Below are 15,580 nucleotides of genomic sequence, written 5' to 3'. Positions count from 1 at the left end.
AGAGGTGGTCTGGTCGGGGTCGCGAAGACAGCGGGGCCGGAGCTCGGTGGAACTCCGGCCCTTTCCGTGTGTTCCGCGGTCTATGCCTGCGTCGTGGTCGCGCCGGTGACAGCGGGGACATCGACCCACTGGCCGGACTCGGCGCTGCGAAGCGACACATCGACCAGCTCGGAGGCCGACCAGCCGTCGGCCGCCGAGGGCGCGAGCTGCACGCCTTCCGCGACCGAGCGCAGGAACAGTGCCGCCTCGATCGTCTTGAGGTCGTTGAAACCGATGCCGGGCCCGGCGTTCGGCTGGAAGCGGCCGAACTCGCCGTAGGACGTGGGAGTCATGATCGTGCGGTAGCCGCTGCCGTTGTCAGCCAGCTCGAGCTGGTTCATGCGGTCGAAGTTCCAACGCAGCGAACCCTTGGTGCCGTAGACCTCGATGATGTACTCCGCGTGCGGTCCGATCGCGACGCGTGTGGTCTCGAAGATGCCGATCGCACCCCCGTCGAAGCGAGCGAGCAGGGCCGCGTAGTCCTCGTTCTCGACCCTGCGGGATCCGCCCTCGGGGAGCGGACGCTGCGGGATGAAGCGCTCGGTGACCGCGTTCACCGAGATGATGGGGGCTATGAGGAACTGCGCCAGGTCGAAGCCGTGACTCAGTACGTCGCCGAGCACCCCGGAGCCGGCCTGCGCGTGTTCGTACCGCCAGGTGAAGCCCTGGTTCGGGTCGGAGGCATAGCTGGTGATCATGCGGATCTGCACGTTGGTGATGCGCCCGAGCTCGCCGGAGCGGATCAGGCGGCGTGCCTCGGCGACCGCCGGAGCGTGACGATAGTTGAAGCCGACCGCCGTGAAGAGTCCCGCCGCGTCCGCGCCCTGCGCGATCTCCCGAGACTCACGGGCGCTGCGGCCCATCGGCTTTTCGATCCAGAAGTGCTTGCCGGCGTCGATGGTCGCGAGCGCGATCTCGTGGTGCAGGAAATTCGGCGAGCAGATGGACACGACGTCCACGTCCGGATGCGCGAGAAGTTTGCGATAGTCGTTCGTCGTCTCGCGGAATCCGAGCGCTTCGGTTGCGTGGGCGCGTCCGTTCGGATCCGGGTCGGCGGCGATCACGAGTTCCGCGCGCTTCGGCAACTCCGGGAAGAACTGCTGACTCTGAAGGTAGGAGCGCGCGTGGAGCCGCCCCATCACTCCGACGGAGATCAGTCCGACTCCGATGCGGTTCTGCTCTGGCAAGGTGACTCCTTCGTCTGACGCGGGTCTCGTGAATGCTCCGACGGGCGCTCCCGGGCGGGATTCCGGCGCGTCGTGTAAGCCAGCCTAGAAATGCCGACCCGGGGAGCGGTGTGCCAATCTGGAACATCGGTGGCCCTCGCCGCGCTGCTGTACTGACTCGCATCGGTCCTGCTGAGTCACGAGGGAGTTCCGGCGATTATGAGCGAACGGGTGCACCATATCGACCCCGAGCACATGCGCGTGCTGATCACGGGTGCCACCTCCGGCGTCGGCGAGGCCACGGCGAAGCTCTTCGCCGCGCGCGGGGCCGCAGCCGTCGCGCTGCTTGGCCGGCGTCCCGAGGAGCTGAGTCGCGTGGCGGACGAGATCGGCGACCGCGCCCACACCTTCCGCACTGATGTCTCGCACCCCGCGTCGGCAGCCGATGCGGTGCGCGCGGCGGTCGAGGAGCTCGGAGGACTCGACGTGGTGGTCAACGCCGCGGGCATCGCGAGGGCTGCGTCTCTTGAGGAGCTGGACGACAGGTCGTGGCGCGAGGTGATCGACACGAACCTGTCAGGCACGTTCTACGTCTCCCGCGAGGCGGGGCTGCACATGCGGGCCGCCGGTCGGGGCGCGATCGTGAACGTCGCGTCCGACCTGGCCAGCATGGGGGTCGCGGGGCTCGCGCACTATAGCGCCGCGAAGGCGGGTGTCGTCGGGCTCAGCCGCGCTCTGGCGATCGAGCTCGCGCCGACCGTGCGCGTCAACGTCGTGAGCCCCGGTCCGGTCGACACCCCGATGCTGCGGGGCGGGCTCGACGTGAGCGCCCCCGAGACATCGCTGCGCGAGAAGGAGGCCACCGTGCCGCTCAAACGACTCGCACATCCCGACGAGATCGCGCGGGCGATCTGGTTCCTGGCGATCGACGGGACCTTCGCGACCGGCACCAGCATGGCCCTCGACGGCGGCACCACCGCCGCCTGACCCACACCCTCATCCGAGACATCCCGCCTCCGCGCGGACCATTCCGCACCACGCCCCGCTCAAGGAGCACCCACACATGTCCGACCCGAACACCAGTGAACTCCGCAGTGCGCGGTGGTTCGGCCCGCACGATCTCACGGGATTCATCCACCGAACCGCGATCCAGGCGGAAGGCTTCTCGAAATTCGCCATCAAGGACCGACCGGTAGTCGGCATCGCGAACTCGTGGTCGGAGCTGGTGAACTGCAACATCCACTTCAAATTGCTGGCCGACGCCGTCAAGCGCGGCGTGCTGATGGCGGGCGGTCTGCCGCTCGAGTTCCCGACCATCTCGCTCGGCGAGAGCCTGATGAAGCCATCGGCCATGCAATTCCGCAACCTCATGGCCATGGACGTCGAGGAGTCGGTCCGGGCCTACCCACTCGACGCGATCGTGCTCCTCGGTGGTTGTGACAAGACGGTTCCGGCTCAGCTCATGGGCGCGGCGAGCGCCGACGTCCCGACGATCATGCTTACCGGCGGGCCTCAGGAACCCGCCTACTTCCGCGGTCGTCAGCTCGGTGTCGGTACCGATACCTGGAAGTACGCCGACGAGCTCCGTGCGGGAACCATCACGCAGGAGGACTTCAACGACCTTGAGGCCAGTGCGAAGCCCACCGCCGGGCATTGCAGCGAGATGGGCACGGCATCGACCATGACCTCCCTCGTGGAGGCGCTCGGCATGTGCCTGCCCGACACCGCCTCGATCCCCGCCGTGGACTCCCGCAGGGCCTCGGCTGCCGAGGCCACCGGTCGACGAGCTGTCGAGATGGCGGTCTCGCTGGGGCCCAGGCCGAGTGAGGTGCTCACCGAACAAGCATTCGACAATGCGATCACTCTCCTCATGGCCGTGGGTGGCTCGACCAACGCGGTCGTGCACCTGCTGGCGCTGGCGCGGCGGGTCGGCTACGAGCTACAGCTCGACCGCTTCCATGAGATCTCGAAGCGCACCCCGCGGATCGCGAATGTGCGCCCCTCGGGAGAGCATCTCATCAAGCAACTTTTCAACGCCGGCGGCATCTCCGCCGTGCTGAAGGAGCTCGACCCCCTGCTGCACGGCGACGCGATCACCGTCACCGGTGAGACGCTGGCCGACGGCTACCGCAATGCGGCCGAGCCGGACGGCCAAGTCATCAGCAAGCTCGAACAGCCCTTCGATACCTCGGGCGGCATCGCGGTCGTGCGCGGGTCGCTCGCCCCCAATGGCGCGGTCATCAAGAGGAGCGCCGCGTCGCCCGAGCTGCTGAAGCACCGAGGCCCGGCGGTTGTCTTCGAGGACATCTACGACCTCGGGCGTCGGATCGACGACCCCGCCCTTCCCGTTACCGAGGACTCGGTGCTGGTGCTGCGCAATAGCGGGCCCGTGGGTGCGCCCGGCATGCCGGAGTGGGGGATGCTGCCGATCCCCGAGCGACTCCTCCGCCGCGGCATCCGCGACATCGTGCGCATTTCGGACGCGCGAATGAGCGGCACCGCCTTCGGCACCACCGTCCTCCACGTCTCGCCCGAGGCCGCGATCGGCGGACCGCTTGCCGCCGTGCGAGATGGTGACCCCATCGTGCTCGACGTGGAGAACCAGCGTCTTGATCTCGACATCCCGGACGAGGAGATCAAACGGCGTCTCGCGGACGTCGAGCTGCCTGCCCCGAAATACCGCCGAGGCTACGGCCGGCTCTTCATCGACCACGTCACACAAGCCGATGAAGGATGCGACTTCGACTTCCTGCGGAAACTGCCGGATGAAGAGCCGCAGCGGCTCCCGTACGGCCTCACCAGCGGATGGCAGGGCGGCTGGTAGCCGCACCGATGCAATGGACGCGGCGCCGCGAAATAAGACGCCGCTCGAAGTGGAGAGAATATATGTATCGCCCGAAGGTGATCGTCATCGTGCCTCAGGGAGGACAAGTGCCGCCGCTCGCGGCGGTGGAACCCGAGGCGGATGTCCTCGTCGTGCGCACGGCCGACGAGCTGCGGGGCGCCCAGGAGAACGCCGAGATCCTGTTCCTCAACGACTTCCGCAGCACGTTGCTGCGCGAGGTCGGGCCGGGGCGGCTGCGCTGGATCCACACCTCCAGCATTGGCATGGATCCGCTCCTGACCGAATCGGTCGTGAACAGCGATGTCGTTGCCAGTAACTCGCGCGGGGTCTGCGAGCGTCCGATCGCGGAATGGGTACTCGGCGTGCTGTTGATGTTCACCAAGGACTTGCGTCGCACGATCGAGCTCCAGCGCCAGCACCGCTGGCAACACAGGGAGACCGAACCCATCCTGGGCCGGAAGGTGCTCGTCGTGGGACCCGGCCCGGTGGGACGGGAGACCGTGCTGCTCCTTCGCGCCGCGGGAATGGATGTCACCGTCGTGGGTCGTTCCGCCCGACAGGATCCAGCGCTCGGTGCCATCGCGTCCATCGCGGATCTCGACGAGCTGCTCCCCGGAGCAGACGACGTCGTGTTGACCCTGCCGCTGACTGAGGACACCCGCGGCCTGTTCGACGCCTCCCGGCTGAAGAAGATGCGACGGGGCGCCCGGTTGGTCAACGTCGGACGGGGTGCCGTGGTGGTCGCGGACGACCTGCTCGCCGCCGTCGATGACGATCACCTCGATGCCGCGGCCCTCGATGTGTTCGAGCAGGAGCCTCTGCCGGCCAACAGTCCGTTCTGGAGCCGGGACAACATCCTCGTGTCGCCGCACGCGTCGGGGGACCTGGTGGGCTGGCGCGATCGTGTCGTCGACAGTTTCGTCGAGAACCTGCGCCGCTGGAAGGCCGGCGAGCCGCTGCGCGACGTCGTCGACCTTCGCAAGCTCGGAATCACCGCGCCGGCGTCGACCGCACCCTGAGTGCGCGACGCGTAAAGCCGGTCCGCCCGATGGGCGGACCGGCTTTAGCATGCCTTAGCGTGTCCGGTGAAGTGTCTCACCTTGGCACAGAAGGGCGTGAAGGCTCGCCACTAGCGTCGTGCCATTCCGGATCCGCCAACGATGGGGTTCATATGGCCGGCATTACCGAGACAGCGACACAGGTCCCGGAGACCGAGGGGATTCGACTCCGGGGCAATATGGGAGTCGGAGAGCTCGCGATGAGCGTGCTCGCATTCGCCTCACCCCTGGCAACCGTGGCGGGCACCATGCCCGTGCTCATGATGTACAGCGGTAAGACCACGCCGGGCATCTACATCATCATGACGGTGATGCTGCTCATCTTCTCGGTGGGCTTCGTGAAGATGAGCCGCTCGATCGAGAACCCCGGTGGATTCTACTCCTTCGTCACCGCCGGTCTCGGCAAGCCGGCCGGTCTCGGCGGCGCTTTCCTGGCTCTCACCGGCTACCTCTTTATCGGTTTCTTCTCGCCGCCATTCTTCGCGGTGACGCTACAGGGGTTCGTCACGAAGACCCTCCATGGACCCGAAATCCCGTGGTACTGGTACGCGCTCGCGATCATCGCCGTCACCACCTTCCTCGCCTACTGTCGTATCGACCTCTCGGCGAAGGTGCTCACGACCGCGATGATTCTCGAAGTCGTGATCGTCGTCGTCTTCGACGTGGTGTCGTTCTCGACCAGTGGCGAGCGCGTCGCTCACGGGATCGGGTTCTCGATGCCGTGGTTTGCGGATGCCGGGATCGGGCTGGCACTCCTCTTCGCGATCGGCAACTTCCTCGGCTTCGAGGCGACCGTGATCTTCCGCGACGAGGTCAAGGACCCGGGACGTACCATTCCGCGTGCGACGTACCTCGCCGTGGCCGGCATCGGCGTGTTCTACGTCGTCGCAGCCTGGGCGATCATCGCGTTCATCGGCGCGGACCGGGTGCAGGAGGTCGCGCGGACGAACACCGTCGGCCTGTTCAACGACTCCGCGGGGCAGCTGATCGGAACGGTCTTCTCCGACGTCGTCTCGCTGCTCCTCATTACGTCGGTCCTCGCGACGATGCTCTCGACCCAGAACATCGCCGCCCGCTACAGTTTCTCGCTCGCGAAGGACGGGGCGCTGCCGAAGGTGCTCGGCCGTGTGCACGAGCGCCATCACTCGCCCTACGTCTCGGCGTTGACCGCCGGCATCCTCTGGGCCGTGGCCACGGTCGTCTTCACCGTGCTCGGAGTCGGTCCGGACACCCTCTACCCGATCGCCAGCGGTAGCGGCACCTTCAACGTGCTGCTGCTCATGTTCGTCGTAAGCCTCGCGGTGCTGGTCTACTTCCTCCGCCGTCGGCGGGAAAGTCCCGAATCGCTGTGGGATACGGTGGTCGCTCCGGCGATCAGCGCGGTGTTCCTCGGCGCCGTGACCTATCTGGCCATCACGAACTACTCCGAACTCATCGGAGGGTCGACCCTGGTGACGGTGATCTTCATGGCGTTCACGTTCGCGCTGTTCATCGGTGGTGCGCTCTACGCCCTCTACCTGCGCAAGAAGCGTCCCGAGATCTACGCGAGGCTCGGGCGCGAGAGGGTCTGATTGGTGCCTATAAGGCTCATGAAGATCTTGGGTTCTGGCCCCGCCGCGTGGGCGGTGGGGCCAGACTTGTTGTGTGGCCGGCCGGGAGTATTTTCGCGTTCCGAAGCGATGCCGTCCCCGGGCTGCGCCCCATCCGGCGCCACTGGATCGGCGCGATCATGTCGGGGGACGAGGAGCTCACCGGTGTCATGGCCCGCGATGTGCTCGCTCCGCTGATGGCGGCGCGTGATCACGAAAGCCTGATCGAGACACTGCGGCAGGCAGTGCCAAGGCCAGAGCGGCAACGCCTGCGCACGCAGCCGCGATGGTCACGAACACTGCCCGGTAAGAGGCGGTCGTGCCCGAGGTGGTGGCGGCGAGGGCGACCAGGGTGGCCAGGCCGAGAGCGCCGCCGATCTGCCGGGTGGCGTTCATCAGCCCCGAGGCCGCCCCGGCATCCTGGGCGAGGATGCCGGAGGTGACGGTGGTGGTGATCGGGGTGATCAGCAGGCCCATCCCCGCGGTCACAGTAGTGCGCTGCCTACGATCAGCGTCCGGGCGCCGGTGTGCCGCATGACGGTAGGAGCCAGGCGGGCGGCGGCGATGCCCACCAGGGTGTGCGGCAGGAATCCCGCCCCCGTGGCCAGGGCGCCGTAGTGCAGTTCGTCTTGCATGTAGAGCGACAGGAAGTACCACATGGGGATGAAGCAGGCTCCGGCCAGCAGCATCACCGCGTTGCCTACCCAGACCGGGTGCATCCGCACCAGGCGCGGTGGCAGCAACGGAGCTGCCGCGTAGCGGGCTTCGACCGCCGCGAAGGCGGCCAGTGCCGTGACGCCGACAGCGAGGCCGGTCACAGCTGTTGGTGTGCGCCAGCCGTGTGTACCGGCCTGGGTGACGCCGTGGACGAGCGCGCCCACGCCGAGCGTCGCCAGCACCGCCCCCGGCAGGTCGAGCTTCCGGGTCTTGCCGCGGGCTCGGGCGGTGGGCAGCAGGCGCGCTGCGGCGAGCAGGGCCGCCGCGCCGATGGGGACAAGCGCACCCACGCCGAGCGTCGCCAGCACCGCCCCCGGCAGGGGCGCCAGCCGTGTGTACCGGCCTGGGTGACGCCTCGTCTCGCCCGGTTTTATCGTACAGCGGTACTATGAAAACCTGGTTGCGGACAGAAGGGAGATGGGGTGCCGAAGCGCGTCGATCACGCCCAGCGCCGCGCGCACATCACCGATGCGTTGGTCCGCGTGGCCGCGGTGGAGGGGCTCCACGCGGTGACGATGCGCGGAGTCGCGGTGGAAGCGGGCATGTCACTGAACCTGGTGCAGTACTACTTCGACTCCAAGGCCAAGCTCATGCACGCGGCGTTGGAGCGGCTGGAGCAGCGGAGTCATGAGCGGTGGTCGGCCAGGCTGGAGAGCCTGCCGCACCCGCCAACCGCGCATGCCTTCATCGAGGCATTCCTCGCCGAGGCGTTGCCCATCGACGGGCCCAGCCGCGCCTTTCACTTGGTGTGGACCTCGTACGCGGTGCTGGCGATGACCGATCCGGACCTGGCCGCGCAGCCGTTCATCGAAGGCCCCAACCGCCTGGAGCGGCAGCTCACCGACGTGTTGCGGCAGGCACAGGCCGACGGCGAGCTGGCCGCTGGCCTCGACGCGTCCGTTGAGGCCGCGCGTCTGCTGGCCATGAGCCACGGCCTGGGCACCAGCGTTCTGGTCGGTCAGCGTACGGCGGAGGCGGCGGAAGCCGTGATGCGGCATCACCTCACCGGGCTCTTCGGCCTGCCCGCCGAGGTATCCGGATGATGCGACGCTCGCGGGGCTCAGGCTGTTCAGACCAAGGGCCCTTCGCATGCGTGGTGTGGGGCTCCAGGGGCACTTGGCTTTCGTCACCGCTCACCTGGGCACGGTCTGAGTGACGCGCCACAGCCGCCGCGGAAGGCCACCCTCCGCGAAGGCGTGGACCTCCCGCAGGTTCCAGCCCTCTGCGAGGGCGTCGACCAGACGACGATGGAAGAAGTGGACGGCGAAGCCGCCGTGCTCCCAGATGTCGTCTCCGTGCCCGGTGCCCGCCCGGTAGTGCGCGTCTCCGGTGTGGCGGACGGTGTAGACGAAGAAGCCACCGGGTCTCAGCGCCCGGCGCACTTCGGTGACCAGAGCGTGGATCTCCCTCGTGGACAGTGCCATGCAGAGCAGCATGTGCGCGAAAACGGCGTCCACCGAAGCATCCGCGAGCGGCAGTGGATCGCGCGCGTCGTGGACTTTCGTGGTGACCCGCTCGGCTACGCCCTGGGCTCCAGCGGCCGCGCGCAACTGTTCCAGGCCCACCGGACTGAAGTCGGTGGCAAGTACGGTGAAGCCCTCACGGGCGAAGTAGAGCGCATCACGGCCCTGACCGGCACCCAGCTCCAGCACCTCGCGGGCACCGGCGGCGCGGAAGACCGCCGCGGCGTGGACCGCGGGCGTGGACGGCTCCACGCCGTACATGCCCGGATGCCCGCCGTAGGTCCGCTGCCAATGCTCACGCTGGACCTCGGCCAGCTCGTGCCCGTACTCCGACATGCTGACGCCCCTTCTCGCCGCCCGGACCGGCCTCCACTGCGGGCGGGCCCATATCCCTGCCGTGTCACCACGGGGCCGGTCAAGCCCTGTACTCAGGGACGCCGGGCCGAGGTGAGGCACTCGTCCAGCGTGGCGGCGAACTCTTCCGCTCGCGCCAGCTGGGTCCGCAGGGCCGCCACCCGCTGCCGCGCGGTTTCCCGATAGTCGCGCACCCGGTCCAGCAGCTCCTCCCGCTCACCGACCGGCAACTCGGCACGGGAGTCGAGACGGTCGGTGGCCTCCAGCAGGTCGCGCATCTGGTCCAGGGTGAAGCCGAGCGGCTTCATACGGCGGATGACCATCAGGCGGGCGACATCGGCTTCGGTGTAGAGGCGGAAGCCGCCCTGGGACCGGGCGGAGGGGACGACGAGGCCGGTCTCCTCGTAGTGCCGGATGGTGCGCAGGGACAGCTCGGTCCGCGCGGCGACCTCGCCGATCTGCATGTGCTTGCCGTCCACGCCCGTGATCCTCTGGTCCTTCTCATCCCCGTCATGCCCATCATCCCCGGCTGATCCCTACCCTAACGTTAGGGTAGAGTTGCCGATGGCGAGGGCCGCGTGCCGCTGCCCCGCCGCTGTTGTGCCGGGGCCGATGTCGCCCCCGGCGAAGATCCGATTCTTGCAGGAGAACCGCGTGCGCGAGCCCATGACGCCCGGCGCGGCGGTTTGCCCGCCGTGACGCCTCGCCCCTGGATGTGAGCCCGGCCGCACCCGCGCCTCCGCTTCGTCCTCTACGCCGACTTCCGGCCCGCCTCTTCACAGGGCCGTCCGCGGGGCGCTGCCCCGGCACTCCGCGCCGTTCCCGCACACCCCCGGCTTTGCCGGAAGGGCGTGCCCGAGCACGAGGTTCAACTCCCCTTGTCCGGTTCCGCTGTGTCCCCGGCCGCGCGCCTGCGCGGTCTTAAACCCCATTGGCTGAATGATCCGAAGGTCTGGCGCACCGAAGTCCTGGGCGGCTTGGTGGTCGCGCTCGCGCTCATCCCCGAGGCGATCTCGTTCTCGATCATCGCCGGGGTGGACCCGGCCATCGGCCTGTTCGCCTCCTTCACCATGGCCGTCACCATCTCGATCGTCGGCGGTCGCCGGGCGATGATCTCCGCCGCGACCGGCGCCGTCGCGCTGGTGATCGCGCCGATGAACCGTGAGCACGGCCTGGGCTACTTGGTCGCCACCGTGATCCTGGCCGGTGTGTTCCAGGTGGCGCTGGGGGCGCTGGGGGTGGCGAAGCTGATGCGGTTCGTCCCCCGCTCGGTGATGGTCGGCTTCGTCAACGCCCTCGCCATCCTGATCTTCACCGCCCAGGTCCCCGAGATGACGGATGTGCCATGGGCCGTCTACCCGCTGATCGCGGCCGGGCTGGCACTGATGGTGCTCTTCCCGAAGATCACCACCGTGATCCCCGCGCCCCTGGTGTCCATCGTGCTCCTCACCGTCGTCACGGTCGCGGCCGGGATCGCGGTGCCCACCGTCGGCGACAAGGGCGACCTGCCGTCCTCCCTTCCGGTTCCCGGCCTGCCCGACGTGCCGTTCACCCTGGACACGCTGACCACCATCGCGCCGTACGCCTTCGCCATGGCGCTGGTCGGCCTGATGGAATCGCTGATGACCGCCAAACTGGTCGACGACATCACCGACAGCCGCTCCAACAAGACCCGCGAGTCCATCGGCCAGGGCATCGCCAACATCGTCACCGGATTCTTCGGCGGCATGGGCGGCTGCGCCATGATCGGCCAGACGATGATCAACGTGAAGGTCTCCGGGGCCCGCACCCGCCTGTCCACGTTCCTGGCGGGCTCGTTCCTGATGGTGCTGTGCATCGTCTTCGGGCCGGTCGTCTCCGACATCCCCATGGCCGCCCTGGTCGCCGTGATGGTCATGGTGTCGTTCGCGACATTCGACTGGCACTCCATCGCCCCCAAGACCCTCAGGCGTCTCCCCGCCGGGGAGATCACTGTCATGGTGATCACCGTCGCGGTCGTCGTGGCCACCCACAACCTGGCCATCGGCGTCGTCGTGGGCTCGGTCACCGCCATGGTCGTCTTCGCCAAGCGCGTCGCCCACCTCGCCCAGGTCACCGCCGTCACCGATCCCGACCACACCACCGTCGTCTACCGGGTCACGGGCGAGCTGTTCTTCGCCTCCTCCAACGACCTCGTCGGCCAGTTCGACTACGCCACCGACCCCGACAAGGTCGTCATCGACCTGTCCGCCGCCCACGTCTGGGACGCCTCCTCCGTCGCCGCCCTCGACGCGATCGAGACCAAGTACGCCCAGCGCGGCAAGACCGTCGAAATCACCGGCCTGAACGAGCCCAGCGCCCACCTCCACGGCAAGCTCAGCGGCGAACTCACAGCCGGCCACTGACCACACCACCCCGTCCCGCCCCGCAAGACCGCGCCGGCAACATAGCCGCCAGGCGGCCTTTAGTCGTCGGGTGAAATCGGCAAACCGCGTGTTTCATGAGCATTGTGCTGGATCCAGGGGCGAGCAGTCAGTCCCCGCGAGGTCGAGCTCGGACTGGTGTGATCGCATACCTGGGGCTGGATGATTTTCTGGTTCCGTACCGCGTCGGCGCTGATGGGGGCCGGACAGCTGGAGACAGGACCAGAGTGTTCGCGACGGTGGACAGCGACATGGAGGACGACCCGGGTGGAGTGATCTGTACGGTACGCGAGCTTGCTGCCGTGCGCGAGTGCTACGGACAGGTCCTCGGCCGCCGCACCCGGCCCCGGAGGCGGATGGTGGTACGAACTCCGGCTGCCCATCTGGTCGACTACTCCGGCTTGCCGACCCGACGGGAGCGCGCGCCAGGCCGACCGTCCCCGCTCCATCCCCGCCGTCCCGGCTGGCCGGGGGAGCGTGCAGCACCTGCCCGCCCCTGCGGGCGGCCCCGGGTCCCGGGTCATCCACCATGAGTCGTGCTGGATACCGACCGGCGGCGCGGAGCTCACCCTCGACCAGGCGCTGCGCGAGCTCACCCGCCCGGGCAGCGAGGCATGTACCGCCTGCGAAGCCCCCCGCCTCCCGCGATCCTGAGGGCGTCCAAAAGAGGCTTGGGCTCTCGCAGATGACTGCTGACGGGCGGGGCACGCTGGCGCGCATCGGTCATACTCAAGACGAGCTCTCCTGCGGCGACGGCCTCCCCGTGACTTCGGGGACAGACGGTCGGCGGGAGCGCCGCTGCGCGCACTGCTGGAGCCCCTTGCGGGACCCGCGCCGCCCACAAACCGACGAGACCGGACGGACCGCGCATGACGAAGGCGACCGATCAGCCCGTGGCCCGTCTCTGGCTGGGCGAGCTGTGCGACCTCGAGGCGGAGGCGTTCGCCGCCACCGCCGAGGCTGCCGAGCGCGCCGAGCTGCTCGGAGTCGAGCGACGCCGCTCTGGATCGCCCGGCCTGGCGCGAGTTGTTCGCCGCGGCCGACCCGCCGAACGACCCGCTGGCCCGGTCGAGCTCTGGCGCGGCAGCGTGCCCGAGCGCCGGTCCGACTGGTCGTGGACCACCCGCCGCACCGTCGCCGGAGGGTACGCCACTGGGACCGGCGTCCACCGACCTACCACGGGGTGTCTGTACCGAACCATTGCCTCGCCCTCCGCGTTGCTCGCCCACGACACCACCGAGGCGAGGACGAGTACGTACTCAACACGGGCGGGCTGACCATCACCGAGGTGCCGCACGTAGTCGCGCGGGGTGCCGACCACGACCTTCCCACCGAGCCAGGCAGCTTGGTTGTTGATCATGTTGAGCCAGGTGGCGCAGCCCGGCGGCCGAAGTACTCCGGGTTCGGCCGCGCGTACAAGCTCGGCACCGGAACGACGAACCTCATGCCGTCGAACGAGGCGACGAGGGCGCCGCCCCGCACCGGTGCCGACATCAGCACCACGATCGCCCGCCGCTCAATCTCCCGGTCGGCTCATCGAGCCGAGCCACTAGCGGTCGAGCATGTCCGTGAAGTAGGTGTCGTGTCGTACCTGGAATCTCCGGCATCGGGGTCCTTAAGAATGTGAGGCGGTCTGGTTCAGCTCTTCGTTGTACGCCAAGGAAGCGACATACAGGCCGAGATCGGCTTGGCCGGCCGGGCGCAGGGACAGGCCGTGCTCGGCGAGTTCCCGGGCCAGTCCCGGTTCGTCCAGCACCCACCATGCGTAATCCACCGTCACCTGGGACAGCGGTCGTCCCTGCCGCAGGGTGCGGTAGGTCATGTGCCAGGTGATCTGATGGTCGCCGCTGGGTTCGGCGCTCGCCCGGCCTTCGTAGGTGAGGTCTCCCACGGTGAGGTTCGCCATCAGGGACGGTGGGACGTGGGCGGGGGCGGTCGGCGGGGCGAGGTTGAGGAGGATGCGGCTCCCTGGAGCCAGACGTGGGGCGATCCTCGCCCACAACTCACGCCGCTGGTCCGGCGGAAGGTGGCCAATCATGTTCATGGCCAGCAAGGCGCGGATGCGGTCGGGGAGTGGGCAGTTCAGGGCGTCGCCCGGGTCCACGGTGACGCGTCGGCGCAGCCGCGTGTCCTCGTGGATCCGGGCGAGCAGGACCACCCGTAGGTAGGGGGACGGTTCGACGGCCAGGACCGGGGAGTCATCAGGGAGGGCGGCGCACACGGCGCGGATGCCCCTCCCTGAACCGGCGCCCAGATCGACGATCGTTCCCTCGACGGCTTCGACACCTCCCAGCTCCTCGGCCAATGCGGGGCCGAAGGCATCCCAAGCGTCGGCGATCATGATGTCGATGTACTCGGCCGACCGTTCGTAGGGGTCGTTCATCATGGCTCCTCGGCGGAAAGCGGGGTGGATCAGTGTCGGAGGTGAACCGGACCCGGCCTGACCCCGCACGTGGCGCCGCTCGGAGCCTGCCGAGTGTGCCGAGCTTCAGGGCACCGGTACGGGTTCGGCCTCGTGTGGACCGTGCTCGTGGTCACATGTCTCGTCGAGGCCGTAGGTCTCCCAGGCGGGGAAGGGGTCGTGCCAGGCCGACCAGCCTTGAGCGCCCAGCGTGTGTTCCTCGTCGGTGAGCAGGCATGCGGACAGTGCTTGGTGCAGGGCGGCGGGGCGCAGTCCGGTGCCGATGAAGACGAGTTCCTGGCCGCGCTCGGCGGCTTCTCCGGCCTCGCTGTGGCCCTCGCGTGCTCCGGAGGGTTCGAACCGGGCGACGGCGCCGGCCTGCGACCACAGCCCGGTGACCCGCGGGCGGGTGGCCAGCCAGAAGAAGCCCTTGGAGCGCAGGATGCTGCCGTAGGCCCCGGTGTCCAGGTCCGTGGTGACGAAGTCCCACAGCCGGGCGGGGTGGAAGGGCCGGGTGGCGCGGAAGACGGTGCTGGAGATGCCGTATTCCTCGGTCTCCGGTACGTGGTCGCCGTTGAGTTCCCTCACCCAGCCGGGGGCCTGCTGGGCGCGTTCGAGGTCGAAGCGGCCGGTGCCGAGCACATCCGCCGGTTCCACCCGGCCGTGGGTGGCGGGCACGATGCGGGCGGCCGGGTTGAGCCGGGACAGTGCCGCCGCCAGCCGTTCGGCCGTCTCCGGGGTGACCAGGTCGAGCTTGTTGAGGACGATGACGTCGGCGAACTCGACCTGGTCCATGAGGAGGTCGCTGACGGTGCGCTCGTCGTCCTCGTACTGGTCCAGGCCCCGCTCGACGAGTTCGTCACCCCCGGTCAGCTCGGGCAGGAAGTTCGCGGCGTCGACGACGGTGACCATGGTGTCGAGCCGCGCGACCTCGCCGAGCGTGGCGCCGTCGTCGCGGGGGAAGGCGAAGGTCGCGGCGACGGGCATGGGCTCGGAGATGCCGCTGGACTCGATGAGGAGGTAGTCGAAGCGTCCCTCCCGCGCGAGCCGGTCCACCTCCTCGAGCAGGTCGTCGCGCAGGGTGCAGCAGATGCAGCCGTTGACCATCTCGACCAGGCGCTCTTCGGTGCGGGAGAGGGCCGCGTCGCCGTCGCGGACGAGGGCGGCGTCGATGTTCACCTCGCTCATGTCATTGACGATGACGGCGACCCGTAGCCCGTCGCGGTTGTTGAGGAGGTGGTTGAGGAGGGTGGTCTTGCCGGATCCCAGGAATCCCGACAGGACCGTCACCGGAAGCTGATCGGCCATGGCGCGGTCAGTCCTCGGGGTGCAGCAGGCCGCGCCGGTAGGCGGGGACGAGCCGACGCGGCACCTGGTGTTCGCGGCCGTCGATGGTGATCGTCACCAGCTCCGGCGTGCTCGCCTTCCACTGCGCGCGACGGTGGCGGGTGTTGCTCCGGGACATCTTCCGCTTGGGCACGGCCATGACGTATGGGCCCTTTCCTGGTCGGTGTTGTTCCTGCGACCGTACATGAAAATGGGTACC

Annotated in this window: 16 protein-coding genes and 1 pseudogene; 8 read left to right on the top strand and 9 right to left on the bottom strand. The window is 68.5% G+C overall.

The window, feature by feature from the left end; genetic code table 11:
- Positions 1 to 80 precede the first annotated feature (80 nt).
- Positions 81 to 1,226, bottom strand: coding sequence for a Gfo/Idh/MocA family protein (locus tag ACJX2R_RS01830; protein WP_413098420.1), 1,146 nt, complete (start codon positions 1,224 to 1,226; stop codon positions 81 to 83).
- 198 nt (positions 1,227 to 1,424) lie between these two features.
- Here ACJX2R_RS01830 and ACJX2R_RS01825 point away from each other — a divergent pair, with 198 nt between their 5' ends.
- From ACJX2R_RS01825 to ACJX2R_RS01810, 4 genes are all read left to right on the top strand, one after another.
- Entirely contained in the window at positions 1,425 to 2,192 is a 768-nt protein-coding gene (locus ACJX2R_RS01825) for an SDR family NAD(P)-dependent oxidoreductase (RefSeq protein WP_413098419.1), read from the top strand.
- A gap of 76 nt (positions 2,193 to 2,268) precedes the next feature.
- Positions 2,269 to 4,029: an IlvD/Edd family dehydratase gene (locus tag ACJX2R_RS01820; protein WP_413098418.1), complete on the top strand. Its 1,761-nt coding sequence runs from the start codon at positions 2,269 to 2,271 to the stop codon at positions 4,027 to 4,029.
- A 62-nt stretch (positions 4,030 to 4,091) separates the two neighbouring features.
- Positions 4,092 to 5,069 carry a D-2-hydroxyacid dehydrogenase gene (locus ACJX2R_RS01815; protein WP_413098417.1) on the top strand — a complete coding sequence of 326 codons (978 nt, stop codon included), beginning with the start codon at positions 4,092 to 4,094 and terminating at the stop codon, positions 5,067 to 5,069.
- 239 nt (positions 5,070 to 5,308) lie between these two features.
- A complete protein-coding gene (locus tag ACJX2R_RS01810; RefSeq protein ID WP_413098416.1) occupies positions 5,309 to 6,679 on the top strand; it encodes an APC family permease in 1,371 nt (456 codons plus the stop codon).
- Positions 6,680 to 6,865: 186 nt separating this feature from the next.
- Here ACJX2R_RS01810 and ACJX2R_RS01805 read toward each other — a convergent pair whose 3' ends face one another.
- Together ACJX2R_RS01805 and ACJX2R_RS01800 are read right to left on the bottom strand one after the other, a co-directional pair.
- A complete protein-coding gene (locus ACJX2R_RS01805; protein WP_413098415.1) occupies positions 6,866 to 7,174 on the bottom strand; it encodes a hypothetical protein in 309 nt (102 codons plus the stop codon).
- Between the two features lie 8 nt (positions 7,175 to 7,182).
- Entirely contained in the window at positions 7,183 to 7,704 is a 522-nt protein-coding gene (locus ACJX2R_RS01800) for a hypothetical protein (protein ID WP_413098414.1), read from the bottom strand.
- Between the two features lie 132 nt (positions 7,705 to 7,836).
- Between ACJX2R_RS01800 and ACJX2R_RS01795 the strand changes: the two genes are divergently transcribed.
- Positions 7,837 to 8,457: a TetR/AcrR family transcriptional regulator gene (locus ACJX2R_RS01795; protein WP_413098413.1), complete on the top strand. Its 621-nt coding sequence runs from the start codon at positions 7,837 to 7,839 to the stop codon at positions 8,455 to 8,457.
- Between the two features lie 90 nt (positions 8,458 to 8,547).
- On the opposite strand, the gene ACJX2R_RS01790 is transcribed toward ACJX2R_RS01795, so the two are convergent.
- On the bottom strand, positions 8,548 to 9,213 hold the full coding sequence (locus ACJX2R_RS01790; protein ID WP_413098412.1) for a class I SAM-dependent methyltransferase: 666 nt from the start codon (positions 9,211 to 9,213) through the stop codon (positions 8,548 to 8,550).
- A 92-nt stretch (positions 9,214 to 9,305) separates the two neighbouring features.
- Positions 9,306 to 9,710 carry a MerR family transcriptional regulator gene (locus ACJX2R_RS01785; protein ID WP_413098411.1) on the bottom strand — a complete coding sequence of 135 codons (405 nt, stop codon included), beginning with the start codon at positions 9,708 to 9,710 and terminating at the stop codon, positions 9,306 to 9,308.
- A gap of 414 nt (positions 9,711 to 10,124) precedes the next feature.
- Between ACJX2R_RS01785 and ACJX2R_RS01780 the strand changes: the two genes are divergently transcribed.
- The 3 genes from ACJX2R_RS01780 (at position 10,125) to ACJX2R_RS01770 (ending at position 12,910) form a co-directional block, all read left to right on the top strand.
- Positions 10,125 to 11,615 carry a SulP family inorganic anion transporter gene (locus ACJX2R_RS01780; protein ID WP_413105751.1) on the top strand — a complete coding sequence of 497 codons (1,491 nt, stop codon included), beginning with the start codon at positions 10,125 to 10,127 and terminating at the stop codon, positions 11,613 to 11,615.
- A gap of 495 nt (positions 11,616 to 12,110) precedes the next feature.
- The gene (locus ACJX2R_RS01775; protein ID WP_413098410.1) at positions 12,111 to 12,287 is read left to right on the top strand and encodes a DUF6233 domain-containing protein; all 177 of its coding nucleotides are present in this window, start codon (positions 12,111 to 12,113) and stop codon (positions 12,285 to 12,287) included.
- A 215-nt stretch (positions 12,288 to 12,502) separates the two neighbouring features.
- Positions 12,503 to 12,910, top strand: coding sequence for a hypothetical protein (locus ACJX2R_RS01770; protein ID WP_413106176.1), 408 nt, complete (start codon positions 12,503 to 12,505; stop codon positions 12,908 to 12,910).
- 23 nt (positions 12,911 to 12,933) lie between these two features.
- Here ACJX2R_RS01770 and ACJX2R_RS01765 read toward each other — a convergent pair.
- The 4 genes and pseudogenes from ACJX2R_RS01765 to rpmF form a co-directional block, all read right to left on the bottom strand.
- Positions 12,934 to 13,109, bottom strand: a pseudogene (locus tag ACJX2R_RS01765) (Tn3 family transposase); the annotation flags it as partial.
- Between the two features lie 139 nt (positions 13,110 to 13,248).
- Complete coding sequence (locus tag ACJX2R_RS01760) at positions 13,249 to 14,019, bottom strand: class I SAM-dependent methyltransferase (RefSeq protein WP_413098409.1); 771 nt, start codon at positions 14,017 to 14,019, stop codon at positions 13,249 to 13,251.
- Between the two features lie 102 nt (positions 14,020 to 14,121).
- Positions 14,122 to 15,342 carry a GTP-binding protein gene (locus tag ACJX2R_RS01755; protein WP_413098408.1) on the bottom strand — a complete coding sequence of 407 codons (1,221 nt, stop codon included), beginning with the start codon at positions 15,340 to 15,342 and terminating at the stop codon, positions 14,122 to 14,124.
- A 7-nt stretch (positions 15,343 to 15,349) separates the two neighbouring features.
- Positions 15,350 to 15,520, bottom strand: coding sequence for a 50S ribosomal protein L32 (gene rpmF, locus ACJX2R_RS01750; protein ID WP_060944632.1), 171 nt, complete (start codon positions 15,518 to 15,520; stop codon positions 15,350 to 15,352).
- Positions 15,521 to 15,580: the final 60 nt, after the last annotated feature.

This window comes from Streptomyces sp. Inha503 (genome assembly GCF_047215865.1).
In the GTDB taxonomy this organism is placed as follows: domain Bacteria; phylum Actinomycetota; class Actinomycetes; order Streptomycetales; family Streptomycetaceae; genus Streptomyces; species Streptomyces lycopersici.
The sequence above is the reverse complement of the archived record's forward strand: the minus strand, read 5'-3'. Positions and strand labels throughout refer to the sequence as shown.

Bases quoted from the DNA above. Each gene is read 5' to 3' on its own strand.
- rpmF (WP_060944632.1), bottom strand. From the start codon at position 15,520: ATGGCCGTGCCCAAGCGGAAGATGTCCCGGAGCAACACCCGCCACCGT.
- ACJX2R_RS01820 (WP_413098418.1), top strand. From the start codon at position 2,269: ATGTCCGACCCGAACACCAGTGAACTCCGCAGTGCGCGGTGGTTCGGC.
- ACJX2R_RS01790 (WP_413098412.1), bottom strand. From the start codon at position 9,213: ATGTCGGAGTACGGGCACGAGCTGGCCGAGGTCCAGCGTGAGCATTGG.
- ACJX2R_RS01825 (WP_413098419.1), top strand. From the start codon at position 1,425: ATGAGCGAACGGGTGCACCATATCGACCCCGAGCACATGCGCGTGCTG.
- ACJX2R_RS01810 (WP_413098416.1), top strand. From the start codon at position 5,309: ATGAGCGTGCTCGCATTCGCCTCACCCCTGGCAACCGTGGCGGGCACC.
- ACJX2R_RS01815 (WP_413098417.1), top strand. From the start codon at position 4,092: ATGTATCGCCCGAAGGTGATCGTCATCGTGCCTCAGGGAGGACAAGTG.
- ACJX2R_RS01760 (WP_413098409.1), bottom strand. From the start codon at position 14,019: ATGATGAACGACCCCTACGAACGGTCGGCCGAGTACATCGACATCATG.
- ACJX2R_RS01770 (WP_413106176.1), top strand. From the start codon at position 12,503: ATGACGAAGGCGACCGATCAGCCCGTGGCCCGTCTCTGGCTGGGCGAG.
- ACJX2R_RS01755 (WP_413098408.1), bottom strand. From the start codon at position 15,342: ATGGCCGATCAGCTTCCGGTGACGGTCCTGTCGGGATTCCTGGGATCC.
- ACJX2R_RS01805 (WP_413098415.1), bottom strand. From the start codon at position 7,174: ATGGGCCTGCTGATCACCCCGATCACCACCACCGTCACCTCCGGCATC.